This window comes from Streptomyces sp. NPDC088116, from assembly GCF_044741745.1.
Lineage (GTDB): Bacteria > Actinomycetota > Actinomycetes > Streptomycetales > Streptomycetaceae > Streptomyces.
The window spans coordinates 310,777-328,888 of record NZ_JBIUTF010000004.1 but is presented as its reverse complement, the minus strand read 5'-3'; the positions used below and the strand labels follow the sequence as shown (position 1 = coordinate 328,888).

Here is an 18,112-nt window from a genome sequence, read left to right as displayed (position 1 = left end):
CCGTTGTTTCAAGAGAGGAATCAGCATGACCACACTGCGAAATGATGTCGGGTCGCCCCACACCATCATCTCCATCGCCACTGCCTTCTGGAAGTCGAAAGTACTGCTGAGCGCGGTCGAACTCGGCATTTTCGCCGAGCTGTCCGAGCAGCCCCGTACGGGTGAGGAGTTGTGCGCGCTGCTCGGCATCAAAGGCCGGGGCGCTCCCGACTTCCTGAACAGTCTTGTCTCGCTGGGAATGCTGGAGCGCGCGGACGGGCTCTACCGTAACTCGCCGCTGGCCCAGGAATATCTCAACCCGCACAAGCCCGCCACGGATGTGTCCGGTTATCTGGCCTTCCTGAACTCCGGATTCGGCTGGTGGTCACGGATCACGGAAGGGCTGCGCAGCGGCGACCGTCTCGACTTCTCCGGAGCCCTCGCCGAATCGGGCGGTGGCGACGGCGGTACGGCGGGCGACGGCACCCTGGTGGAGGCCGACGCCGACAGCGACACGTTCGGCGAAGCGTTCGCCACCCCCGAGCAGGTCACGGGTTTCGTCCGGGCCATGACCGGCTACAGCATGGGCGCGAATCAGGCCATCGCCACCGCCTTCGACTGGAAGCCGGTGCGCACGGTCGTGGACGTGGGCTGCTCCGAGGGCGCGTTGCTCGCCCAGGTGCTCGGCGCCCACGAGCACCTGCACGGTGTCGGGTTCGACCTTCCCGCCGTGAACGCCCGCTTCACGACCCACCTCGACCAGACCGGTGTCACCGGCCGCGCCGAGTTCGCCGGCGGTGACTTCTTCACCGATCCGCTGCCGAGCGGGGACGTGATCGTCATGGGCCATGTGCTGCACGACTGGAACCTGGACATCAAGCAGATGCTCATCCGCAAGGCCTACGACGCCCTGCCGTCCGGCGGTTCGCTGCTCATCTACGAGTCGCTCATCGACGACGACCGCCGGACCAACACCACCTCGATGCTGACCAGCCTCAACGTCTCGCTGGTCTCCGCCGGGGGCCTCGGCTACACCGGTGCCGAGTGCCGGGGCTGGCTGACCGAGGCGGGCTTCCGGGACATCACCGTCAGCCACCTCGACGGGCCCGAGTACATGGTCGTCGGGATCAAATGACGGGCCCGGCCAGATGACGACCGACGCACAGGAGCCGTCCCCATCCCTGACCGCTCCCGGTGGCGGCCCCCGGACATGTTCCGGGGGCCCACCCCCGAGTGCCCCCGGAACATGTCCGGTCGCCGCGCGTACCGCGCACGCCACCGCGACCCAGCGCGGCCCCGTGCTGCCCTATCTGCCACGGCATCCGGTGCCGGACGTGGTACGGGTCCGCTCGCCCACGGGTGACGATCTCTGGCTCGTCACCCGGTTCGAACTCGGGCGTCAGGTGCTGACCGACTCCCGGTTCAGCCGGGCCATGGCCGTCGCCGAGTCCGCGCCCGCCATCCATCCCCTGCGGGCGGATCCGGCGGCGCTCACCAGTCTCGATCCGCCCGCGCACGGAAGACTGCGCAAGCTGGTCAACCGTGCCTTCGCTCCCCATGCCGTCGCCGCCCAGGAGGACTCGATCCGGCGAACGGCCCGCGCCCTGCTCACGGACAGGCGTGAGATCGACCTCGTATCCGGTTTCGCGATGCCGCTGTCGTCGGCGACGATCTGCGAGGTTCTGGGTGTCCCACCGGCCGAACGGGAGCGCTTTTCCCGGCTCGCCGACCGCGCGCACGGCATCACCCCCTGCTCACCACAGGAGTCGGAATCGGCCAGAGACGAACTGCGCGCGTACTTCGTCTCACTGGTGGACCTGGCCAGGCATGACCCCGGCGGACACCTGCTCGGCAGACTCGTCCTCGCCCAGGAGCAGGACGGGGCCCTGGACGAAAGGGAGTTGCTCGCCCTCGTCGAGCTGCTGCTCAACGCGGGGTACGAGACCACGATCGGCCAGATCGGTCTCGCGGCGCTCGCCCTGCTGGAACATCCGCGGCAGTGGCGCGAATTGGTGCGCCGGCCGGAGCTGATCCCCGGCGCGGTGGAGGTGCTCCTGCGGTACGCGCCCGTCGTCCCGATCAGTTTCACGCGCGTGGCGGTGCGGGACGTCGAACTCGGCGGAGAGCGGATCGCGGCGGGGGACGGTCTGCTGGTGTCCCTGCTGCACGCCAACTTCGACCCGGCCGAACAGCCGGACCCGGAAGTCCTCGACGTCGGGGACGACATGGCGAGACACCTCACGTTCGGCCACGGACCGCACGTGTGTCTCGGTGCCCGGCTGGCCAGGCTCCAGCTCCGCGTCGCGCTGGAAGAACTGGTCAGGGCCGCCCCGGACCTGTCGTTGACCGTGGCCCCGGCCGCCCTGCGATGGCGGCCCGCCGAGGCCGTCGTACGCGGGCCGACCACCCTCCCGGTGTCCTGGTGACGCGTGGCCCTGGAGGGGGTCGCGAACAGCACATCACACGGTACTGAACTCCCGTCCGCCCGGCCCCGGCCGGTGACGGGATCGTCGCCCGTCGCGGTTCCCGCGGCGGGCGACGACTGTTGTCATGACATCGCGCTCATGACGTCGCGTTTGCGAACTGATAAGGCATTGGCTGGATTTCACCAGGATCATGGTACGCACCATTGGGGCGCGTGGCGGAATTTTTCCGGCAAAGCATAGCTGTGCGGCCGAATCTTCCGTGTGGCGGACGGAAGGGTGCTTACCGTGTCACTCCATCACTAAATTGAAACTCTGTTGCTCGGTTACTCACAAAACATTCATCAGTTGTTCTCACGGGAGGGCGGTTCTTGTTCGGAAACCGTGATCCCGGCTGGTTGGAGTGGTGCGCTCCGCGGCGACCCGAACTCCAAGATGGCGCATATCCATGCTCCTGTGCGGGAACGGACTCAGGGCCCTTCGGACGCTGCCGAATGACTGGGGGATGCCTGGTCGTCCGGGTGGTAAACGCGTACGAGAGAGGTCCGGTGAGTTCACCGACGTACCCAAGACAGCCCGCACTCAGCTGATTACACTGGATTACCGAAGCGATAGATGACGCTGATTCTGCGTTCCTGAGTTTCGGGAACCCCTTTCCCTGAGTGCAGAGGTGAGACGATGAGCTGGGCGAGCCGCCGACAGGATTATGTGGCTGAATTTGGCGCGCTTGTGAGGGAAGTCGGACCTCATCAGGGGTGTGTGATCGCCCTGCACGGGGGGCCGGGTACGGGGAAGACCACTCTGCTACGGAGATTCAGAGAACAAGCCGCGGAGTCCGGCGCGCTGTTTCTGGCTGCCACCGGTTTCCGGAACGAGCGCAGCGTTCCCTTCGCCACGATAGAGCAACTGACATATTCCTCGGGAATACCTGAGGAGGCGCGCGCGGCGGTGGCCCGGCTGTGGGAGCAGGGCGTGCCGCGGGACGCGTCCGACAGCGACCACGTCGGCCGACTGCGGGACCTGACCTCGGTTCTGGAAGCCGTGGCGCGGGAAAAACCCCTGGTCATCGCGGTCGACGATGTGCTGTACGCGGACGCGCTGTCCCAGGCCTGCCTGTTGCACCTGGCCCGGCGCGCCCAGAGCAGCGGCATCGTCATCGTCATGACGTCCGGTCAGACGGAGGTGCGGGCGGAGGGCACCCCCGAGCGATCCGATTTCCTCGGCGTACCGGGCTGCCGCATGAGGGACATCCTCCTGCTGCCCGAAGCGGAGGTGCGGCAGCTGCTGGAGGGCGAGCTGGGCGCCGAGACGGCGGAGGAAACACACACCGCCGTTCACCGTGTCAGCGGAGGCAACCCCGCGCTCGTGCAAGCACTGGTGCGCGACCACAGGACGTCCCTGAGGACACCCCCCGAGCATGCCGCGGCCGTCGGCGGGGACGCCGTGGTGGGCGAGGCGTTCGAGCGGTCGTACCTGGGCAGGCTGCTGCGCCATCCCCATCTGATGTCCTGCGTACGGGCATTGGCCGTGCTCGACCGGTCGAGCACCCCGGCCAGGATTGGGCAACTCCTGGACCGCTGCCCGGACCGGGTGGCCGTGGAGATCGCCGAGCTGGAGTCGGCGGGGCTGCTGGAGGGGGGCTGGTTCCGCCATCCGGCCGCCCGCAGGGCCGTGATGGGCGCGCCCGAGTGCGCCAAACTCCACTCGCGCGCGGCGGGCATACTCCGGGCGGAGGGCGCGCCCGTCACCACGGTGGCAGAGCATCTCGTGGCCGGGGACGGGGTGCTGGACGACACGGAGGTCGCCGTACTGCTGCGGGCGTCCCGGCAGCTCCTGGGGGAGGGGAGGGCGGACGCCGCGCTGCGGTGCCTGCGGCTCGCGGACCGGGCCGAGTTGGACGAACCACGGCGGGTGGAGATCATCCGGGCCCTGGTCGGCGCGTTGTGGTGCGTCAACCCCGCGGCGGCGGAGCCGGAGGCGAGCCGTCTGATGTCCGCGATGCGTTCGGGGGCGCTCGACGCGCGGGACATCCACGGGCTCATCGCGTGGCTGTTGTGGTTCGGCCGGGCGAAAGAGGCAGGCGAGGCGATCGCCCATCTGATGAATCTCTTCGATCCGCGGAGTCCGAGCGACAGGGAACAACTGACAGCGACCCGGACGGTGGTGGCGCACTTCGGACCGGCCTTGCTGAGCGCGCTGCCGGAATCCGATCCGCCTTCGGGGGAACTGGACACCATGGCGGCCGCCCATCTGGAGTACGCGGCGCGCGCGTCCATCGGCCAGCTGTCCGCACCGGCCGGCCGCCGTGAGCTGCTCCCCCTGCCGGCCGATCTCGACGAGACGGTCGGCGGGGCCGCCTTGCCACCCATGGTCCGGGACCGGCGGATCTTCTGGGACCGTGACGCGCTGGCGCTGCTGGAGCTGATCCAGCACGGTCGTCTCGATCTGGCCGACAAACTCTGCGGGGCGTTGCTGGCCCGGCTTCCCGTCGGGGGCTCTCCCGCCCGTCACGCGATCTTCCTGAGTATCCACGCCCGCGTCGCCGTCCAGCGCGGTGACATGACCGCCGCCGCCGCGCGCGCGGCCGGCGCCCTGGAGCACCTTCCCCATCACGGCTGGGGTGTGGTCGTCGGCTCCCCGCTCTCCACCCTGGTTCACGCCTACACGGCCATGGGGCGGCACGAAGTAGCCGCCTCCTATCTCGAATATCCCGTTCCCGAAGAGATGTTCCAGTCCACCATCGGCCTCTTCTACCTTGTCGCACGCGGCTACCACAGCCTGGCGACCGGCCGCGCCTACGCGGCCCTCAACGACTTCACCGCCTGTAGCCCGATGGCCGAACAATGGCGCTCCTCCTCGCGCCACCTCCTCGGCTGGCGCACCGGGGCCGCCGAGGCCTACCTGGCCATCGGCAAACCCCACCGCGCCCGCCCCCTGGTCGAACGCGAACTCGCCGTCATCGATCCCGGTCCGTCCACCTTCCGCGGCAACGCCCTGCGTGTGCTGGCCGCCGCGAGCCCCCCGGACCAGCGCGAGACGCTGCTCGGCCAAGCCGTGGATGTCCTGCGTCAGTCCGACAACCGCCTCGCCCTCGCACAAGCCCTCGCCGACCTCAGCCAGAGCCATGCCGACAACGGCCGCTCCCAGGAGGCCCACACTCTGCGGCAGGAGGCCCAACAGCTCAGCCACCATCAGGGAGACCGGACGTCCCTCCAGCCCGAGTGGACGGCCGGCCAGGACCGCACCGCAACCGTCCCCCCTGCCGACGCCCCCGAAGGTGTCGACAGAACGCTCCTGTCCAACGCCGAATGGAGGGTCGCCGTCCTCGCGTCCGAAGGCAAGTCCAACCGGCAGATCGCCCGGCACCTCTACATCACCGTCAGCACCGTCGAACAACACCTCACTCGCGTCTACCGGAAACTCTCGGTTCGTCGCCGGGCCGAACTCTCCCGGCTCTTCAGGCCGCTCACGAACGGAATGGACGTTCTCGCCGACTGAACCGGCCGGCGGGGCACAAGGCAGGAGAGGCTGGAGAGACCTCCGAAGGCTGATGTCGTTTTCCTGCCAGCCGGGAGGACTCTCCTGCCGGATGCTTGAGACATGTACACCGACACCGAGCGCTGCGTACGGGCTGTCAGGTCGAAGGACGCGCGGTTCGACGGATGGTTCTTCACGGCCGTCCTGACGACGCGCATCTACTGCCGGCCCAGCTGCCCGGTCGTGCCGCCCAAGGCCGAGAACATGACCTTCTACCCGAGCGCCGCGGCCTGCCAGCAGGCCGGGTTCCGCGCCTGCAAGCGATGCCGCCCCGATACCAGCCCCGGCTCCCCGGAGTGGAACGCCCGCGCCGACAGCGTTGCCCGTGCCATGCGGCTCATCCAGGACGGGGTCGTGGACCGCGAGGGCGTACCCGGCCTGGCCGGACGGCTCGGCTACTCCGCCCGCCAGATCGAACGGCAGCTGCTCGCCGAGCTGGGCGCGGGACCGCTCGCGCTGGCCCGCGCCCAGCGGGCGCAGACCGCCCGGCTCCTCATCGAAACGACCGGTCTGCCGATGGCCGAGGTCGCCTTCGCGGCGGGCTTCGCCTCGATCCGGGCGTTCAACGACACCGTGCGCGAGGTCTTCGCACTGTCGCCGAGCGAACTGCGCACACGCGCCTCACGCACCTCGCCCACCTCACGGACCTCACCCACATCACGCGCCTCACGCGGCGACAGCAGTGATCGCGGAGGCCGGCCCGGCGCTCCCGACACGTCCGGCACAGAGCGCACGCCCGGCGGCCCCGGCACCCCGGGCGTGATCTCGCTGCGCCTGCCGTTCCGCGCGCCGCTCACCCCGGACAACCTCTTCGGGCACCTCGCCGCGACGGCCGTACCGGGCGTCGAGGAGTGGCGCGACGGCGCGTACCGGCGCACGCTCTCCCTCCCGTACGGGCACGGCATCGTCGCCCTCGCCCCGCGCCCCGACCACATCGCCTGCCGGCTCTCGCTCACCGACCCGCGCGATCTCACCCTCGCCATCAGCAGCTGCCGCCGGATGCTCGACCTGGACGCCGATCCGGTCGCCGTGGACGAGCAGTTGCGCGCCGACCCGTCGCTGGCACCGCTGGTCGACAAGGCGCCGGGGCGCCGGGTGCCCCGTACCGTGGACGCCGCGGAGTTCGCCGTACGGGCCGTGCTCGGCCAGCAGGTCTCCACCGCCGCCGCCCGCACCCACGCGGCCCGGCTGGTCACCGCGCACGGTGTGCCGGTCGACGATCCCGAGGGCGGGCTCACCCACCTCTTCCCGTCCTCCGAGGCGCTGGCCGCGCTCGACCCGGAGGCGCTGGCCCTGCCGCGCAGTCGGCGCACCACCCTCACCACGCTCGTCGCCGCCCTCGCGGACGGGTCGATCCGGCTCGGCCCCGACAGCGACTGGGAGCGGGCGCGCGAGCAGCTCATCGCCCTGCCCGGGTTCGGGCCGTGGACGGTCGAGGTGATCGCGATGCGCGGGCTCGGTGACCCGGACGCCTTCGTGCCGACCGACCTCGGCGTCCGGCGGGCCGCCGCGGGACTCGGTCTGCCGTCCACCCCGGCCGCGCTCACGGCCCGCGCGGCGGCCTGGCGCCCCTGGCGCGCGTACGCCGTCCAGTACCTGTGGGCCACCGACGACCACGCCATCAACCACCTTCCCGGCTAAGGAAGTTCGCCATGACTCAGCAGCACACCGACCACATCGTGCACACCGTGGCCGACAGCCCGTACGGACCACTGACCCTCGTCGCCACCGACGGTGTACTGAGCGGCCTCTACATGGCCGAGCAGCGCCACCGCCCGCTGGAGGAGACATTCGGTGCCCCGGACCCCCGGCCGTTCACCGAGACGCTGAGCCAGCTCGCCGCGTACTTCGACGGGGAACTGACGGAGTTCGACCTGCCGCTGCGGCTGAACGGCACACCGTTCCAGCGCGCCGTCTGGGCCCAGCTCCAGCGGATTCCGTACGGCGAGACCCGGTCGTACGGCGAACTGGCCGACGCCCTGGGCAAACCGGCCGCCTCGCGCGCGGTCGGACTGGCCAACGGCAAGAACCCGATCAGCATCATCGTGCCCTGCCACCGGGTGATCGGCTCGACCGGTGGCCTCATCGGCTACGGCGGCGGACTCGACCGCAAGCAGCGGCTCCTGGTCTTCGAGGGAGCGGACGGGGCCGCGCGCGGCGGAGCGCACAGCCCCGCCGCTGCCCCGGCCACCCTCTTCTGACACGGGCGGGTCTGACACGGGCGGGTCCGACACCGGCGGCTCTGACACGGGCGGGCCCGATCGACACGGGCGGGCCCGATCCGAAGACACCTGTTCTGCAACCCTGAAGACCCCTGTTCTACCACCCTGTTGACACCCGGCGGCTCAGCGCGTCACCGGCGCGAAGGGGTTGGGGGTCAGGCCCGTCCAGCGGTTCAGGACCGCGAGGCCGGTCTGCCGGGTGACCCCGTCGACCTCGACCGTGCCGATCGCGGCGACGTAGTAGCGGCCGTCGTCGAGCGAGACCAGCCCGTACTGCCCGGCCGACTCCCAGCCGTACACACCGGAGGCCGTGTCGTGCAGCCCGCGGGGGAGGAGCGAGAGGATCTGGCCGCGCTCGGGCTTCGCCTGGCCGCGCACGGTGCCCCAGGCGGCGCGCTTGGAGCCGTCGAGGACGAAGAGGGAGTAGTTCGGGAACCGGGTCTTCTTGCCCTTGTAGGCGGCCATCAGCCAGTTGCCGCTGTGCGCGTCGTACTCCAGGTTCTGCACGCCGTAGGTGGTGTTGCCGGTGTACGCGAAGTACTTGCCGTCGGGCGAGGCCGGTCCGGAGGTGTGCGGGGCATCCTCGGACAGCGGCTTCTCGTACTTCTTCCACTGCCGTACGTCGTACTGGAGCAGGACCTGGTTGTCGTTGTCCTCGCGGCTGTTGTTGGCGTAGATCCCGTACGCGACGGTGAGTTTGGAGCCGCCCTCGCGGTTCAGCGCGGGGCCGAAGGCGACACCGTCGATGCCGCTGCATCCGTACCGGTGGTCCGGGGTGTTGGCGGTGTCACCTCCGAAGACGCCGTCACCGTTCATGTCGGCCGTGTAGTCCTTCGCGACCTCCTTGAGATGGACGGTGGAGACCACACCGGCGGACTCGGCGTCCATGTTCATGCGGTTGACGTGGTCCCCGTCGAAGACGGCGATGTAGAAGGACTTCGCGGTCTTGTACTCGAGGGACCCGTAGACGCGGCCGTCCTGCTCGTTGAAGTCCAGGTCACCGAGGTGCCCGGTGAAACCGGTGACGGAGCCGACGGGCTTGCCGCGCAGATCGGTCTTCACCAGGAGATCGGTGAAGGAGAAGTACATGTAGCCCTTGCGGCGGTCGACGGCCGTGCCCTGGAGATGACCGGACGGCCAGGTGCCACCGTCGACGGTCTTGGGCAGGGCGGGAAGCTGTCGCGTCGCCCGGCCCGCCGCGTCCACGGTCCCGGCCTGGGTACGAGCCTGCGCCTGGGCCTGAGTTCGCGCCTGCGTCTGGGGCTGAGTCCGCGCCTGCGTCTGGGGCTGAGTCCGCGCCTGCGTCTGGGGCTGCGTCTCGGTCCGGGGCTGTGTACGGATCTGTGCCTGGGCCGCGCCCGCTCCGGCCATGACGGTCGAAACGATGACAACGGACGTGAACAGGGCCGTCGTTCGGCCTCGATTCTGCCTTGGCATGCTTCCTCCGGGTTCCTGGACGAACCTCCAGAATGATCCTGGGCCGGCATGCACGGCGTACCAACGCGGAATGAACGTGAAGTTGCCCCTGACGGGTCATCAAAATACCGCCCGAGATGACCCGTCCGTCGCGGGGAGCGAGCGTCAGCTGCCCGGAGCGGCGAGGCCGACGGGCATGACCAGGGTGCTGAAGCTGCCCTGGTCCGCCGAGCGCACCACGACCGGTTCGTCCACCGCCGCGATCTCCAGCAGGACGTCCGGGCCGACGCTCGCTTCGAGGGCCGGGGCGAGGACGGCGGGGTCGAAGCCGATACGGACCGGCAGGTCGCCCAGGCAAGTGGCGTGCAGCAGCTCGGAGTTGGAGTCGTCGGGCAGGGAGACGGTGACCTTGTCCTCGCCGAGCCGCAGAGCGATCGCGGGTATGCCGTGCGGCGCGTCGCCGGACATGCCGGCGCGGCTGTCGACGGCATCGAGGAGAGCCGAACGGTCCACGATCAGGCGGTGGCGGGGCTCGGCGGCGGCGGACAGCATCTCGCGATAGGCGGGGAACCGCCCCTCGGCCGACGGCAGATCACGCGCTCCGGACCCGCCCGCGTCCAGCACCCTGGCCCCCGCCGGTCCGGCCTCGATCGTCACCGCGACACACCGGGCCGCCCAGGCCCCGACCTCGGTGAGGGCGTCGGCCTCCACGAGCAGGTGACGGTCGGGCCCCTCCACCGCGACCACCGGCCGCAGGACGCGCATCGACATGCGGTAGCGGTCGGTGGCCACCAGCCGGATCTCGCCGTCACCGATCTCGATGAGAACGCACCCGAGGACCGGGTGCTCCGCGTCCTGGCCGACGGCCGGTACGACCTGGCGCAGGGCACTGGCCAACTCCGCGCCACCGAGCCGTACACGCGTCGCAGGCGTGTCCGCCCCGGGGAAGGCGGTACCGGCGTCCGCGCCGGAATCCGGGCGTCGGCCGGTGTAGGGGCCGGAAGGGGAGAGGGATCCCAGCACGGCGGCGATCGTGGCGTCGGCCGCTCGCTGCTGCTCCCGTACCGCGCTCCGGTGCCGTTCCAGTACGGTGCGGGCCTCCTCCTCGTCACCGTCGAGCACGGTGGTGACATCCGCCAGCGTGAGCCCCGCCGCCCGCAGACTCCGCAACAGCCCTGCCCGCGTGGTCTGGTCAGGGTTGTAGTAGCGGTAGCCGGTCGCCTCGTCGACCCGCGCGGGCGGGAGGACGCCGCAGTCGTCGTAGAAGCGCAGAGCGCTCGACGCGAGACCGACGCGTCGCGCGAAGTCGCCGATGCTCAGGAGTTTCGTGAGGCCCTGTGTGGCGCTGAGTGTGATGCCGTCCATGGCGGCGATTGTCGTCGTTCAAGGAACGTGAAGGTCAACTTTCGCCGAAACGAGCCGATCGGACCGCCCCACCAAGGACGGCCATGGGCCTACCGCGCTCGCACTCCGTTCTCCAGTTCCACCGCGCCCGCGCCGGACTCCAGCGCGTCGAGCGCCGCCAGCACCCGGGACCCGAGTGACCCCGGCAGATACGAGGAGAGCTCGGCGGGGTCGGCCAGCCGCCACGACAGCAGTTCCTCCTCCTGGAGCCGGATCGCCGCCAGCTGATCCTCGCCCAGCACCCCGCCGTCGTACAGATACGCGGCGATCGGCGGCCGGGCCGCGCCCTGGACCCAGTCCACTGCCAGCAGCTGCCCCGGCTCGATGTCCAGGCCGATCTCCTCGAGGGTCTCCCGGCGGGCGCCCTCACGCGGGGTCTCACCGTCGTCGGACTCGATGGTCCCGCCCGGCAGCGCCCAGCCCTCCCGGTAATTGGGCTCGACGATCAGTACATGGCCCCGGACGTCCCTGAAGAGCATGGCGGCGCCGGCCAGCACACGGGGGAGACCGGCGATGTACGCGGCGTAGTCTGTATCGGTTTGCGTCACACCAGAAGCTTAAGAGACCGCGGCCCGGGGCCCGCGCGATCCGGTGGCCGATCATGGGCAGGGGGCCATCTGTACGGATAAGGTCGGGTCGGCGCGACTATCTGTTCGAAAGCAGAGGATGCACAGTGACGGACGGAGCAGCAAAGCAAGCCGCGCACGTACTTGTCGCGGCGGACAAGTTCAAGGGTTCACTCACGGCCGTGCAGGTCGCCGAACGGGTCACGGCGGGGCTGCACAGGGTCGCCCCCTCGGTGACTGTCGAGACCCTGCCGGTCGCGGACGGTGGCGACGGCACCGTGGCAGCCGCACTGGCCGCCGGTTTCGAGCGCCGTGAGGTACGGGTCACCGGGCCGCTCGGTGACGAACTGACCGCGGCGTACGCCCTGCGGGACGGTACGGCCGTCGTCGAGATGGCGGAGGCCTCGGGCCTCCAGTGCCTGCCCGAGGGGGTCTTCGCGCCGCTGACGGCGACGACGTACGGCTCCGGCGAACTGCTGCGCGCCGCGCTCGACGCGGGCGCGCGGAGCATTGTCTTCGGCGTCGGCGGAAGCGCCACGACCGACGGCGGCGCGGGGATGCTCGTGGCGCTCGGCGCACGCTTCCTGGACGCGGACGGGCGGCCGGTCGGGCCGGGCGGCGGCGGACTGCGTGATCTCGCCACCGCCGATCTCTCCGGTCTGGACGACCGTCTCGCCGCCACGGAGATCGTCCTGGCCAGCGATGTCGACAACCCGCTGACCGGTCCCAAGGGCGCCCCCGCCGTCTACGGGGCACAGAAGGGCGCGAGCGCGCGGGACATCGCGACGCTCGACGCGGCCCTCGCCCACTACGCCACGGTCCTGGAGACGGCCATCGGTTCCCGGGCCGCGGATCTCGCGCTCTCGCCGGGCGCGGGCGCGGCGGGCGGTATCGGCTACGGCGCGCTGGTCGGCCTCGGCGCGAGCTTCCGCCCCGGGATCGAGATCATGCTCGATGTGCTGGGCTTCGCCCCCGCCCTGTCCCGGGCGTCCCTGGTGATCACCGGCGAGGGCTCCCTGGACGAGCAGACGCTGCACGGCAAGGCCCCCGCGGGCGTCGCGGCGGCGGCGCGGGCCCGGGGGATCGAGGTCATCGCGGTCTGCGGCCGGCTGACCCTGCGCCCACAGGCGCTGGGCCGGGCAGGCATCCGCCGCGCCTACGCCCTCACCGAACTGGAGCCGGACCCGGCCGTCAGCATGGCGGAGGCGGGGCCGCTGCTGGAACGCCTGGCGGCGAACATCGCGCGGGACTTCCTGGTCTGACCGGACCGCCTATGGTCGGGGCGTGCGGATACGCGAAGCGCGCCCCGACGAGGCGCAGGTGCTCAGCGGACTTGCGCTGCGCTCGAAGGCCCACTGGGGGTACGACGACTCCTTCCTGGCGGCGTGTGCCGATGAACTGACCCTTTCCGCAACAGATGTGACGGCGCGTCGGGTCATCGTCGCGCAGGACGAGGAGTCCGGTGAACTCCTCGGTGTCGCCTCGCTGGAGGGCGAGCCCCCCGACGGCACACTCGGGCTGCTCTTCGTCGAACCGCACGCGATCGGCCGGGGCATCGGCCGGACCCTGTACGCCCATGTCCTCGACGCCGCCCGTGACCTGGGGTTCGAGCGGCTGACGATCGACTCCGACCCGCACGCCGTGGACTTCTACCGGGCGCTCGGAGCGCGGCCCGTACTCGGCGGCCCGCTGCCCCGGCTCCGGGTCGACGTGCTCCCGCGCGAGGAGTGGGTGCGGGCGTGGACGGGCGGGCGGCGGACCGTACAACTCGGCAATGTCGCCGAGTTCCAGGCACAGTTCGGCGCTTTGTCCGGGACCGCGCGCCTGGCGAGCGGCCACTACTCCTGCCTGGCCGCGCTGGGAAGCCCGCATCCGGCCGTGATCGTCCTGCCCCGGACCGTACCCCCTGGCTGGATCGAACTGCTCTCCCGCCAACTCGCTTGGGGAGCCGTGGAGTTGTACGACGGACTCGCCCCTGGCCCAGCCACCGCACCCGCCGGGACCGCGGCCGGACTCACCGCCGAGTTGCTCGCCCGTCCCGTACTGACCGCCCATCTGCGCGGGCTCGGACTGCCCTTCGTACCGTGGGGCCACTCGGCCGCGTCCGGGGAGCTGTCCGGCCGGCCGCTGCCGCCCGGAGCGCTGCGGTACGAGTCCAAACGGGCCGCCAACGCGCTGTTCCTGCGGCTGGCTCCCGCGCATCGCGACGACATCACCGTTCCCGCTCAGCGACCGGCGGCCGACCGCCGCGCGGCGGCCCGGCTGGTCCTCGCACGGGCCCGTTGTGGCGAGGCCAGCATCCTCAAGTCCGAGCACGGCGTGGGTGGTTCGGGCACGTACGTGGTGCGGTCCGTACGGGATCTGCCGCGCGCGCTGCGGGCGCTGCCCCGGGGCCCGCTCCTGGTGGAGGACTATCTGACCGGCGCCCGCGCACCCCATGACCTCACCTACGACGGCATCGTGGACGCCACCGGCGCGGTGTACGACGTGGGCGTCGCCGTGATGGACGTGCGGGGCACCGCCTACCGGGGAGCGACCGTCGGCCCCGGCGTCGTACCGGACCGGTCGGCCGCCATCGCGCTGCGGTTCGGGCGCGCGGTCGGCCGGGAACTCGCCGCGAGCGGCTACCGGGGCTGGTACGACGTCGACTTCGTGACCGCACCGACAGGCGGACTCGGACACGTCCTGGCTCCGACAGAGATCAATCTGCGGCTGACGGGCCCCTCGGTCGCCTTCATGGTGAAGGCGCGCCTCGACGAGACCCGGGGCGGTGGCCATCTCGTACGCACCCTGGACCACATCCCGCTGGCCGCCCGCCTCCCCGACGCCGAACTCATCGTCTGGCTGAGGGAACTGACGGACCGTTGTACAGCCCTCGGGGCGGTTCTGCTGCCCTCGATCCCCACGGCCGCCTTCGACCCCGCCCCGTTTGTGGGAGTCCTGCTCGCGGCCCGTACGGCGGACCGCCTCGACGCGGCCGAGGCCCTGGTCCGCGGTGCGGGCCGGGACCTCGGCGGGATCTTCAGGTCCGCTCGTTGACGGCGGGCCGTTTGTTCACCCAGACCACCACGATCGCCGCCGCGAGCATCAGCGTCACATTGAAGGTGTAGACGAGAGCGGCCTGCCTAGGCCAGTCGGTCTTGGCGGCCAGCCGGTAGAAATTGTCCTGCGGCCACCAGGCGGCCAGCAGCCAGACGATCGCCAGATGCGCCAGGGTGGTGATCCCCCGTGGCGCGCCGTGCCGGAGCATCGGCTGCCGCCCCATCGCCAGGAATCCCATGCCCAGGCCGAAGGCGAGCCACTCGAAGAAGTACAGAAAGCCGAACAGCACGTTCCACGGCGTCGGTACACCGGTCAGGTCGGTGGAGCCGGGCCAGAACACGTTGGTGAGCGCGGCGGACAGGAAACCCGCGCACAACGTCACCACGACGGCGATCACGGCGTTGACGTCCTCGGGGGACATCTCGCCGCCCTTGCCGCCGCCGCTCGCGGCCCGGGGGACCGGCGGCAACGGCAGCTTCGCGCGGTCCACCTTCCCGGCGGCGTTCCTCGGCAGCCGCGGGATCCGCACCACCGAGCCGGGAATGTCGCCCGCCGGGACCAGGCCGGTGAGCCGGGAACGCAGCTCGGTCGGCCCGGAGACGGGAGCGACGAAGGCGATCAGCCGGTTCCCCGTGCGCCCTTTGTCCGCCGTGACGGCCACTTCCCGGAGGCCGGGATGACCGCCCAGCGCCGATTCCACCCGGTACGTGTCGACCGTCCTGCCGTTGACCGTGACCCGGTCCGCCGTCCGGCCGCGGAACTCCAGCGGCCCTTCGGCCTGCCTGCGCCCCACGTCGCCGGTCGCGACCGCGTCGCCGCCGTCCGGAGGGGTGAGCCAGATCCTGCCCTTGCGCAGCTCCGCCGCACAGCCGGGGAACGGCCTGCCGAGATACGCGGCACGCTCCGGATACTCCACGGCACCCGGCAGCTGCTCGGGCTCGAACCACGTACCGCAGCCGACGACCTCCGCCGGACCGTACACACTGACCACCCGCGCCTCGGGCGTCGGCAGCAGTTCCTGGAGGCGCAGCTGCTCGTCCAGCCGCAGCGGCTCGCCGCCCACCGCGAGCAGCCGCAGCGCCGGCAGGTCACGTGTCAGCAGCCGGGCGGCCGTCCTCGGGTCGGCTTCGACCACCGTGACACTCTCCGTGCTGATCAGCCGGTCGGAGAGCACCAGCGTCCCGCCGGAGCACAGGGCCCGGATCCAGCCCCCGGTGAACTCGGTGGTCTCGGGGAGCGCGGTCACCAGTACCTGATCCTGCGGTGACAGCGCGTAGACCTCGGCCCAGGCGGTGTACGCGGCGATCCACCGGTCGTGCCCGGACACGACCGCCGTGCGCTTGCCGGTCGTCCCGGCGGTGAACAGCACGGTGGCCCTCGTCCTCGCAGCCGGGCCGGCTCTCTTCCTGGTCCCGTTCCTGGCCATGTCCCGGCCGCCCGTGCCACGGGCCGTGGGCGGCGCCACCCCCGAGTGCGCCGCGATGGCCTCCGCGTCCCGGTCCAGGCAGACGGCGGTCCGGTCACGGCCGTCGTCGATCCGTGGCAGCAGCGCCCGCTGGGTGATGACGGCCTTGGCCCGCGCGAGCCCGAGCAGCCGGTGCAACTCCTCGCCCGGTGTCCGCGGCGCCACGACGGCGTACGCGTGGCCCGCCTTGAGCACGGCCAGCATCGCCACCAGCGCGTCCAGCGGCCGCTCCGTACAGATCGCGACGGTGGCGGCGGCGGAGCCGGAGCCGGGCAGCCCACCGCTCTCGACGAGATACGCCGCCAGCCGATTGGCCTCGGTGTCCACACGCAGATAGCTGTACTGGTCACCATCGGTGACCACCGCGACACGGTCGGGTGCCTGCCGTGCCCGCTCTTCGAAGAGCTGATGTATCGATCCCCCGGTCATGGCGGTAAATGCTTCCAGAGGGAGAGGGCGGGCGGAAGACCACAACGGGTAAGGGCCCGGGTGCGATGCGCACCCGGGCCCTTACCCGTACCAGTCGTTCCCCGCTGCGGGCCTACGGCAACTGCGCCGCCCGTGCCTCGCGGCGGTTGCCGCGGAAGGTGTTCACCCGCCGTGCCGTGGCGAAGAGCGGAATCACCGCGCCCGTCACCACCTGGAGCGCACAGCCGGTCTGGAGCAGCAGCTGACCGCCGGGGGCGTCGAACGCCCAGGCCGCCAGCAGCCCCATCGCGGCCACGATCCAGGTGAGCATCGCCACCGCGAGAATGCCCCGCGGCTTCGGATACTCGACGCGGCTCACCATCAGCCAGGCCACTCCGATGATCGCGAGCAGCGTCGTGACGAAGGGAAGTTCCAGCAGGACGATCGAGACGACCGTCAGTGCCCCGAAGGGGCTCGGCATGCCCTGGAACATGCCGTCCTTCAGCGTCACACAGGAGAATCTGGCCAGCCGTAGCACGACGGCGAGCAACACCACGATCGCCGCCAGTGCCGACACCCGCTGATGTGCGTCGTCCGCGACCATTCCGTACACGAGCACGAAATAGGCCGGTGCGAGACCGAAGCTGATCAGGTCCGAGAGGTTGTCCAGCTCGGCGCCCATCGGGGAGCTGCGCAGCTTGCGGGCCACGAGTCCGTCGAACAGGTCGAAGATCGCCGCGGCCAGCATCAGGATCACGGCCGTCGCGGCGGAGTGCCGCGCCATGCCGCTCTCATCGCTTCCCGTGAGGTGCGGGATGAGAATGCCTGTAGTGGTGAAGTACACGGCCATGAAGCCGCACGTGGCATTACCGAGCGTGAGGGTGTCCGCTATCGACAGCCGCATCGACAGCGGCATGTCCTCCGCGTCGTCCTCCGCTTCGGCCTCAGCCTCGGCGACCCAGCCGGCTTGCGTATCAGGATCAATCACGGTCAATTCGAGTCACCCCTGCGGTCGTGGTCTGACCGACCTCGACAGCGACTTCGACACCTTCCGGAAGGTAGATGTCGACGCGCGAGCCGAAACGGATCAGGCCGATGCGCTCGCCCTGTTCCACCTTGGTCCCCTGGGGCAGATACGGGACGATCCGCCGCGCCACCGCGCCGGCGATCTGCACCATCTCGATGTCACCCAGCTCGGTGTCGAAGTGCCAGACAACGCGCTCGTTGTTCTCGCTCTCCTTGTTGAACGCCGGGACGAATCCGCCGGGGATGTGCTCCACGGATGTCACGGTGCCCGCGAGCGGGGCACGGTTGACATGGACGTTCAACGGACTCATGAAGATGGCGACCCGGGTGCGCCCGTCCTTCCACGGCATGATGCTCTGCACCACACCGTCGGCCGGGGAGATGACCCGGCCCTGCGTGATCTCGCGCTCCGGGTCGCGGAAGAACCACAGCATGCCCGCCGCGAGCGCGGTGGCGGGCACGGCGAGTACTGCGGCGCGCTTGGAGCTGCGCGCGCGGGCCAGGCCGATCGCTGCGGTGGCGACGGTCGGCAGGAGCCACGGCGATGCTCCGCGCGCGAGGCGGACCCTGCCGCGTGGTGCGGAGGTTTGGCTGTGGGGCATGGATGACCTTCGTAGCGGATGA

At 70.7% G+C, this 18,112-nt stretch carries 13 protein-coding genes; 7 read left to right on the top strand and 6 right to left on the bottom strand.

Annotated features, from left to right (window positions below):
- Positions 1–25: 25 nt before the first annotated feature.
- The 5 genes from ACIOJD_RS18395 (at position 26) to ACIOJD_RS18375 (ending at position 8,140) form a co-directional block, all read left to right on the top strand.
- Positions 26–1,114, top strand: coding sequence for a methyltransferase (locus ACIOJD_RS18395; protein WP_401914510.1), 1,089 nt, complete (start codon positions 26–28; stop codon positions 1,112–1,114).
- A 163-nt stretch (positions 1,115–1,277) separates the two neighbouring features.
- Positions 1,278–2,405: a cytochrome P450 gene (locus ACIOJD_RS18390; RefSeq protein WP_401914508.1), complete on the top strand. Its 1,128-nt coding sequence runs from the start codon at positions 1,278–1,280 to the stop codon at positions 2,403–2,405.
- Between the two features lie 675 nt (positions 2,406–3,080).
- Positions 3,081–5,900 carry an AAA family ATPase gene (locus ACIOJD_RS18385; protein WP_401914505.1) on the top strand — a complete coding sequence of 940 codons (2,820 nt, stop codon included), beginning with the start codon at positions 3,081–3,083 and terminating at the stop codon, positions 5,898–5,900.
- Positions 5,901–6,002: 102 nt separating this feature from the next.
- On the top strand, positions 6,003–7,580 hold the full coding sequence (locus ACIOJD_RS18380) for an AlkA N-terminal domain-containing protein (protein WP_401914502.1): 1,578 nt from the start codon (positions 6,003–6,005) through the stop codon (positions 7,578–7,580).
- Between the two features lie 11 nt (positions 7,581–7,591).
- Positions 7,592–8,140, top strand: a complete 549-nt coding sequence (locus ACIOJD_RS18375; protein ID WP_401914500.1) for a methylated-DNA--[protein]-cysteine S-methyltransferase — start codon at positions 7,592–7,594, stop codon at positions 8,138–8,140.
- A gap of 144 nt (positions 8,141–8,284) precedes the next feature.
- On the opposite strand, the gene ACIOJD_RS18370 is transcribed toward ACIOJD_RS18375, so the two are convergent.
- From ACIOJD_RS18370 to ACIOJD_RS18360, 3 genes are all read right to left on the bottom strand, one after another.
- Positions 8,285–9,598 (bottom strand): hypothetical protein, encoded by a 1,314-nt coding sequence (locus tag ACIOJD_RS18370; RefSeq protein ID WP_401914497.1) that lies wholly within the window; start codon positions 9,596–9,598, stop codon positions 8,285–8,287.
- 144 nt (positions 9,599–9,742) lie between these two features.
- A complete protein-coding gene (locus ACIOJD_RS18365) occupies positions 9,743–10,942 on the bottom strand; it encodes a MerR family transcriptional regulator (protein WP_401914494.1) in 1,200 nt (399 codons plus the stop codon).
- Between the two features lie 89 nt (positions 10,943–11,031).
- Positions 11,032–11,529: an NUDIX domain-containing protein gene (locus tag ACIOJD_RS18360; RefSeq protein WP_401914491.1), complete on the bottom strand. Its 498-nt coding sequence runs from the start codon at positions 11,527–11,529 to the stop codon at positions 11,032–11,034.
- Between the two features lie 125 nt (positions 11,530–11,654).
- Here ACIOJD_RS18360 and ACIOJD_RS18355 point away from each other — a divergent pair, with 125 nt between their 5' ends.
- Both ACIOJD_RS18355 and ACIOJD_RS18350 read left to right on the top strand, forming a co-directional pair.
- Positions 11,655–12,809 carry a glycerate kinase gene (locus ACIOJD_RS18355; RefSeq protein WP_401914488.1) on the top strand — a complete coding sequence of 385 codons (1,155 nt, stop codon included), beginning with the start codon at positions 11,655–11,657 and terminating at the stop codon, positions 12,807–12,809.
- 22 nt (positions 12,810–12,831) lie between these two features.
- Positions 12,832–14,586: a GNAT family N-acetyltransferase gene (locus tag ACIOJD_RS18350; protein WP_401914485.1), complete on the top strand. Its 1,755-nt coding sequence runs from the start codon at positions 12,832–12,834 to the stop codon at positions 14,584–14,586.
- On the opposite strand, the gene ACIOJD_RS18345 is transcribed toward ACIOJD_RS18350, so the two are convergent.
- The 3 genes from ACIOJD_RS18345 to ACIOJD_RS18335 form a co-directional block, all read right to left on the bottom strand.
- Positions 14,570–16,483: an AMP-binding protein gene (locus ACIOJD_RS18345; protein ID WP_401914482.1), complete on the bottom strand. Its 1,914-nt coding sequence runs from the start codon at positions 16,481–16,483 to the stop codon at positions 14,570–14,572. The two genes, ACIOJD_RS18350 and ACIOJD_RS18345, sit on opposite strands and share 17 nt — an antisense overlap.
- Positions 16,484–16,595: 112 nt before the next feature.
- On the bottom strand, positions 16,596–17,450 hold the full coding sequence (pssA, locus tag ACIOJD_RS18340; RefSeq protein ID WP_401915523.1) for a CDP-diacylglycerol--serine O-phosphatidyltransferase: 855 nt from the start codon (positions 17,448–17,450) through the stop codon (positions 16,596–16,598).
- Positions 17,443–18,090: a phosphatidylserine decarboxylase gene (locus ACIOJD_RS18335; RefSeq protein WP_401914480.1), complete on the bottom strand. Its 648-nt coding sequence runs from the start codon at positions 18,088–18,090 to the stop codon at positions 17,443–17,445. Before ACIOJD_RS18335 ends, pssA begins: the two co-directional genes overlap by 8 nt.
- Between the last annotated feature and the right edge of the window lie 22 nt (positions 18,091–18,112).

Bases quoted from the DNA above. Each gene is read 5' to 3' on its own strand.
- ACIOJD_RS18395 (WP_401914510.1), top strand. From the start codon at position 26: ATGACCACACTGCGAAATGATGTCGGGTCGCCCCACACCATCATCTCC.
- ACIOJD_RS18335 (WP_401914480.1), bottom strand. From the start codon at position 18,090: ATGCCCCACAGCCAAACCTCCGCACCACGCGGCAGGGTCCGCCTCGCG.
- ACIOJD_RS18370 (WP_401914497.1), bottom strand. From the start codon at position 9,598: ATGCCAAGGCAGAATCGAGGCCGAACGACGGCCCTGTTCACGTCCGTT.
- ACIOJD_RS18380 (WP_401914502.1), top strand. From the start codon at position 6,003: ATGTACACCGACACCGAGCGCTGCGTACGGGCTGTCAGGTCGAAGGAC.
- ACIOJD_RS18385 (WP_401914505.1), top strand. From the start codon at position 3,081: ATGAGCTGGGCGAGCCGCCGACAGGATTATGTGGCTGAATTTGGCGCG.
- ACIOJD_RS18345 (WP_401914482.1), bottom strand. From the start codon at position 16,483: ATGACCGGGGGATCGATACATCAGCTCTTCGAAGAGCGGGCACGGCAG.
- ACIOJD_RS18365 (WP_401914494.1), bottom strand. From the start codon at position 10,942: ATGGACGGCATCACACTCAGCGCCACACAGGGCCTCACGAAACTCCTG.
- ACIOJD_RS18375 (WP_401914500.1), top strand. From the start codon at position 7,592: ATGACTCAGCAGCACACCGACCACATCGTGCACACCGTGGCCGACAGC.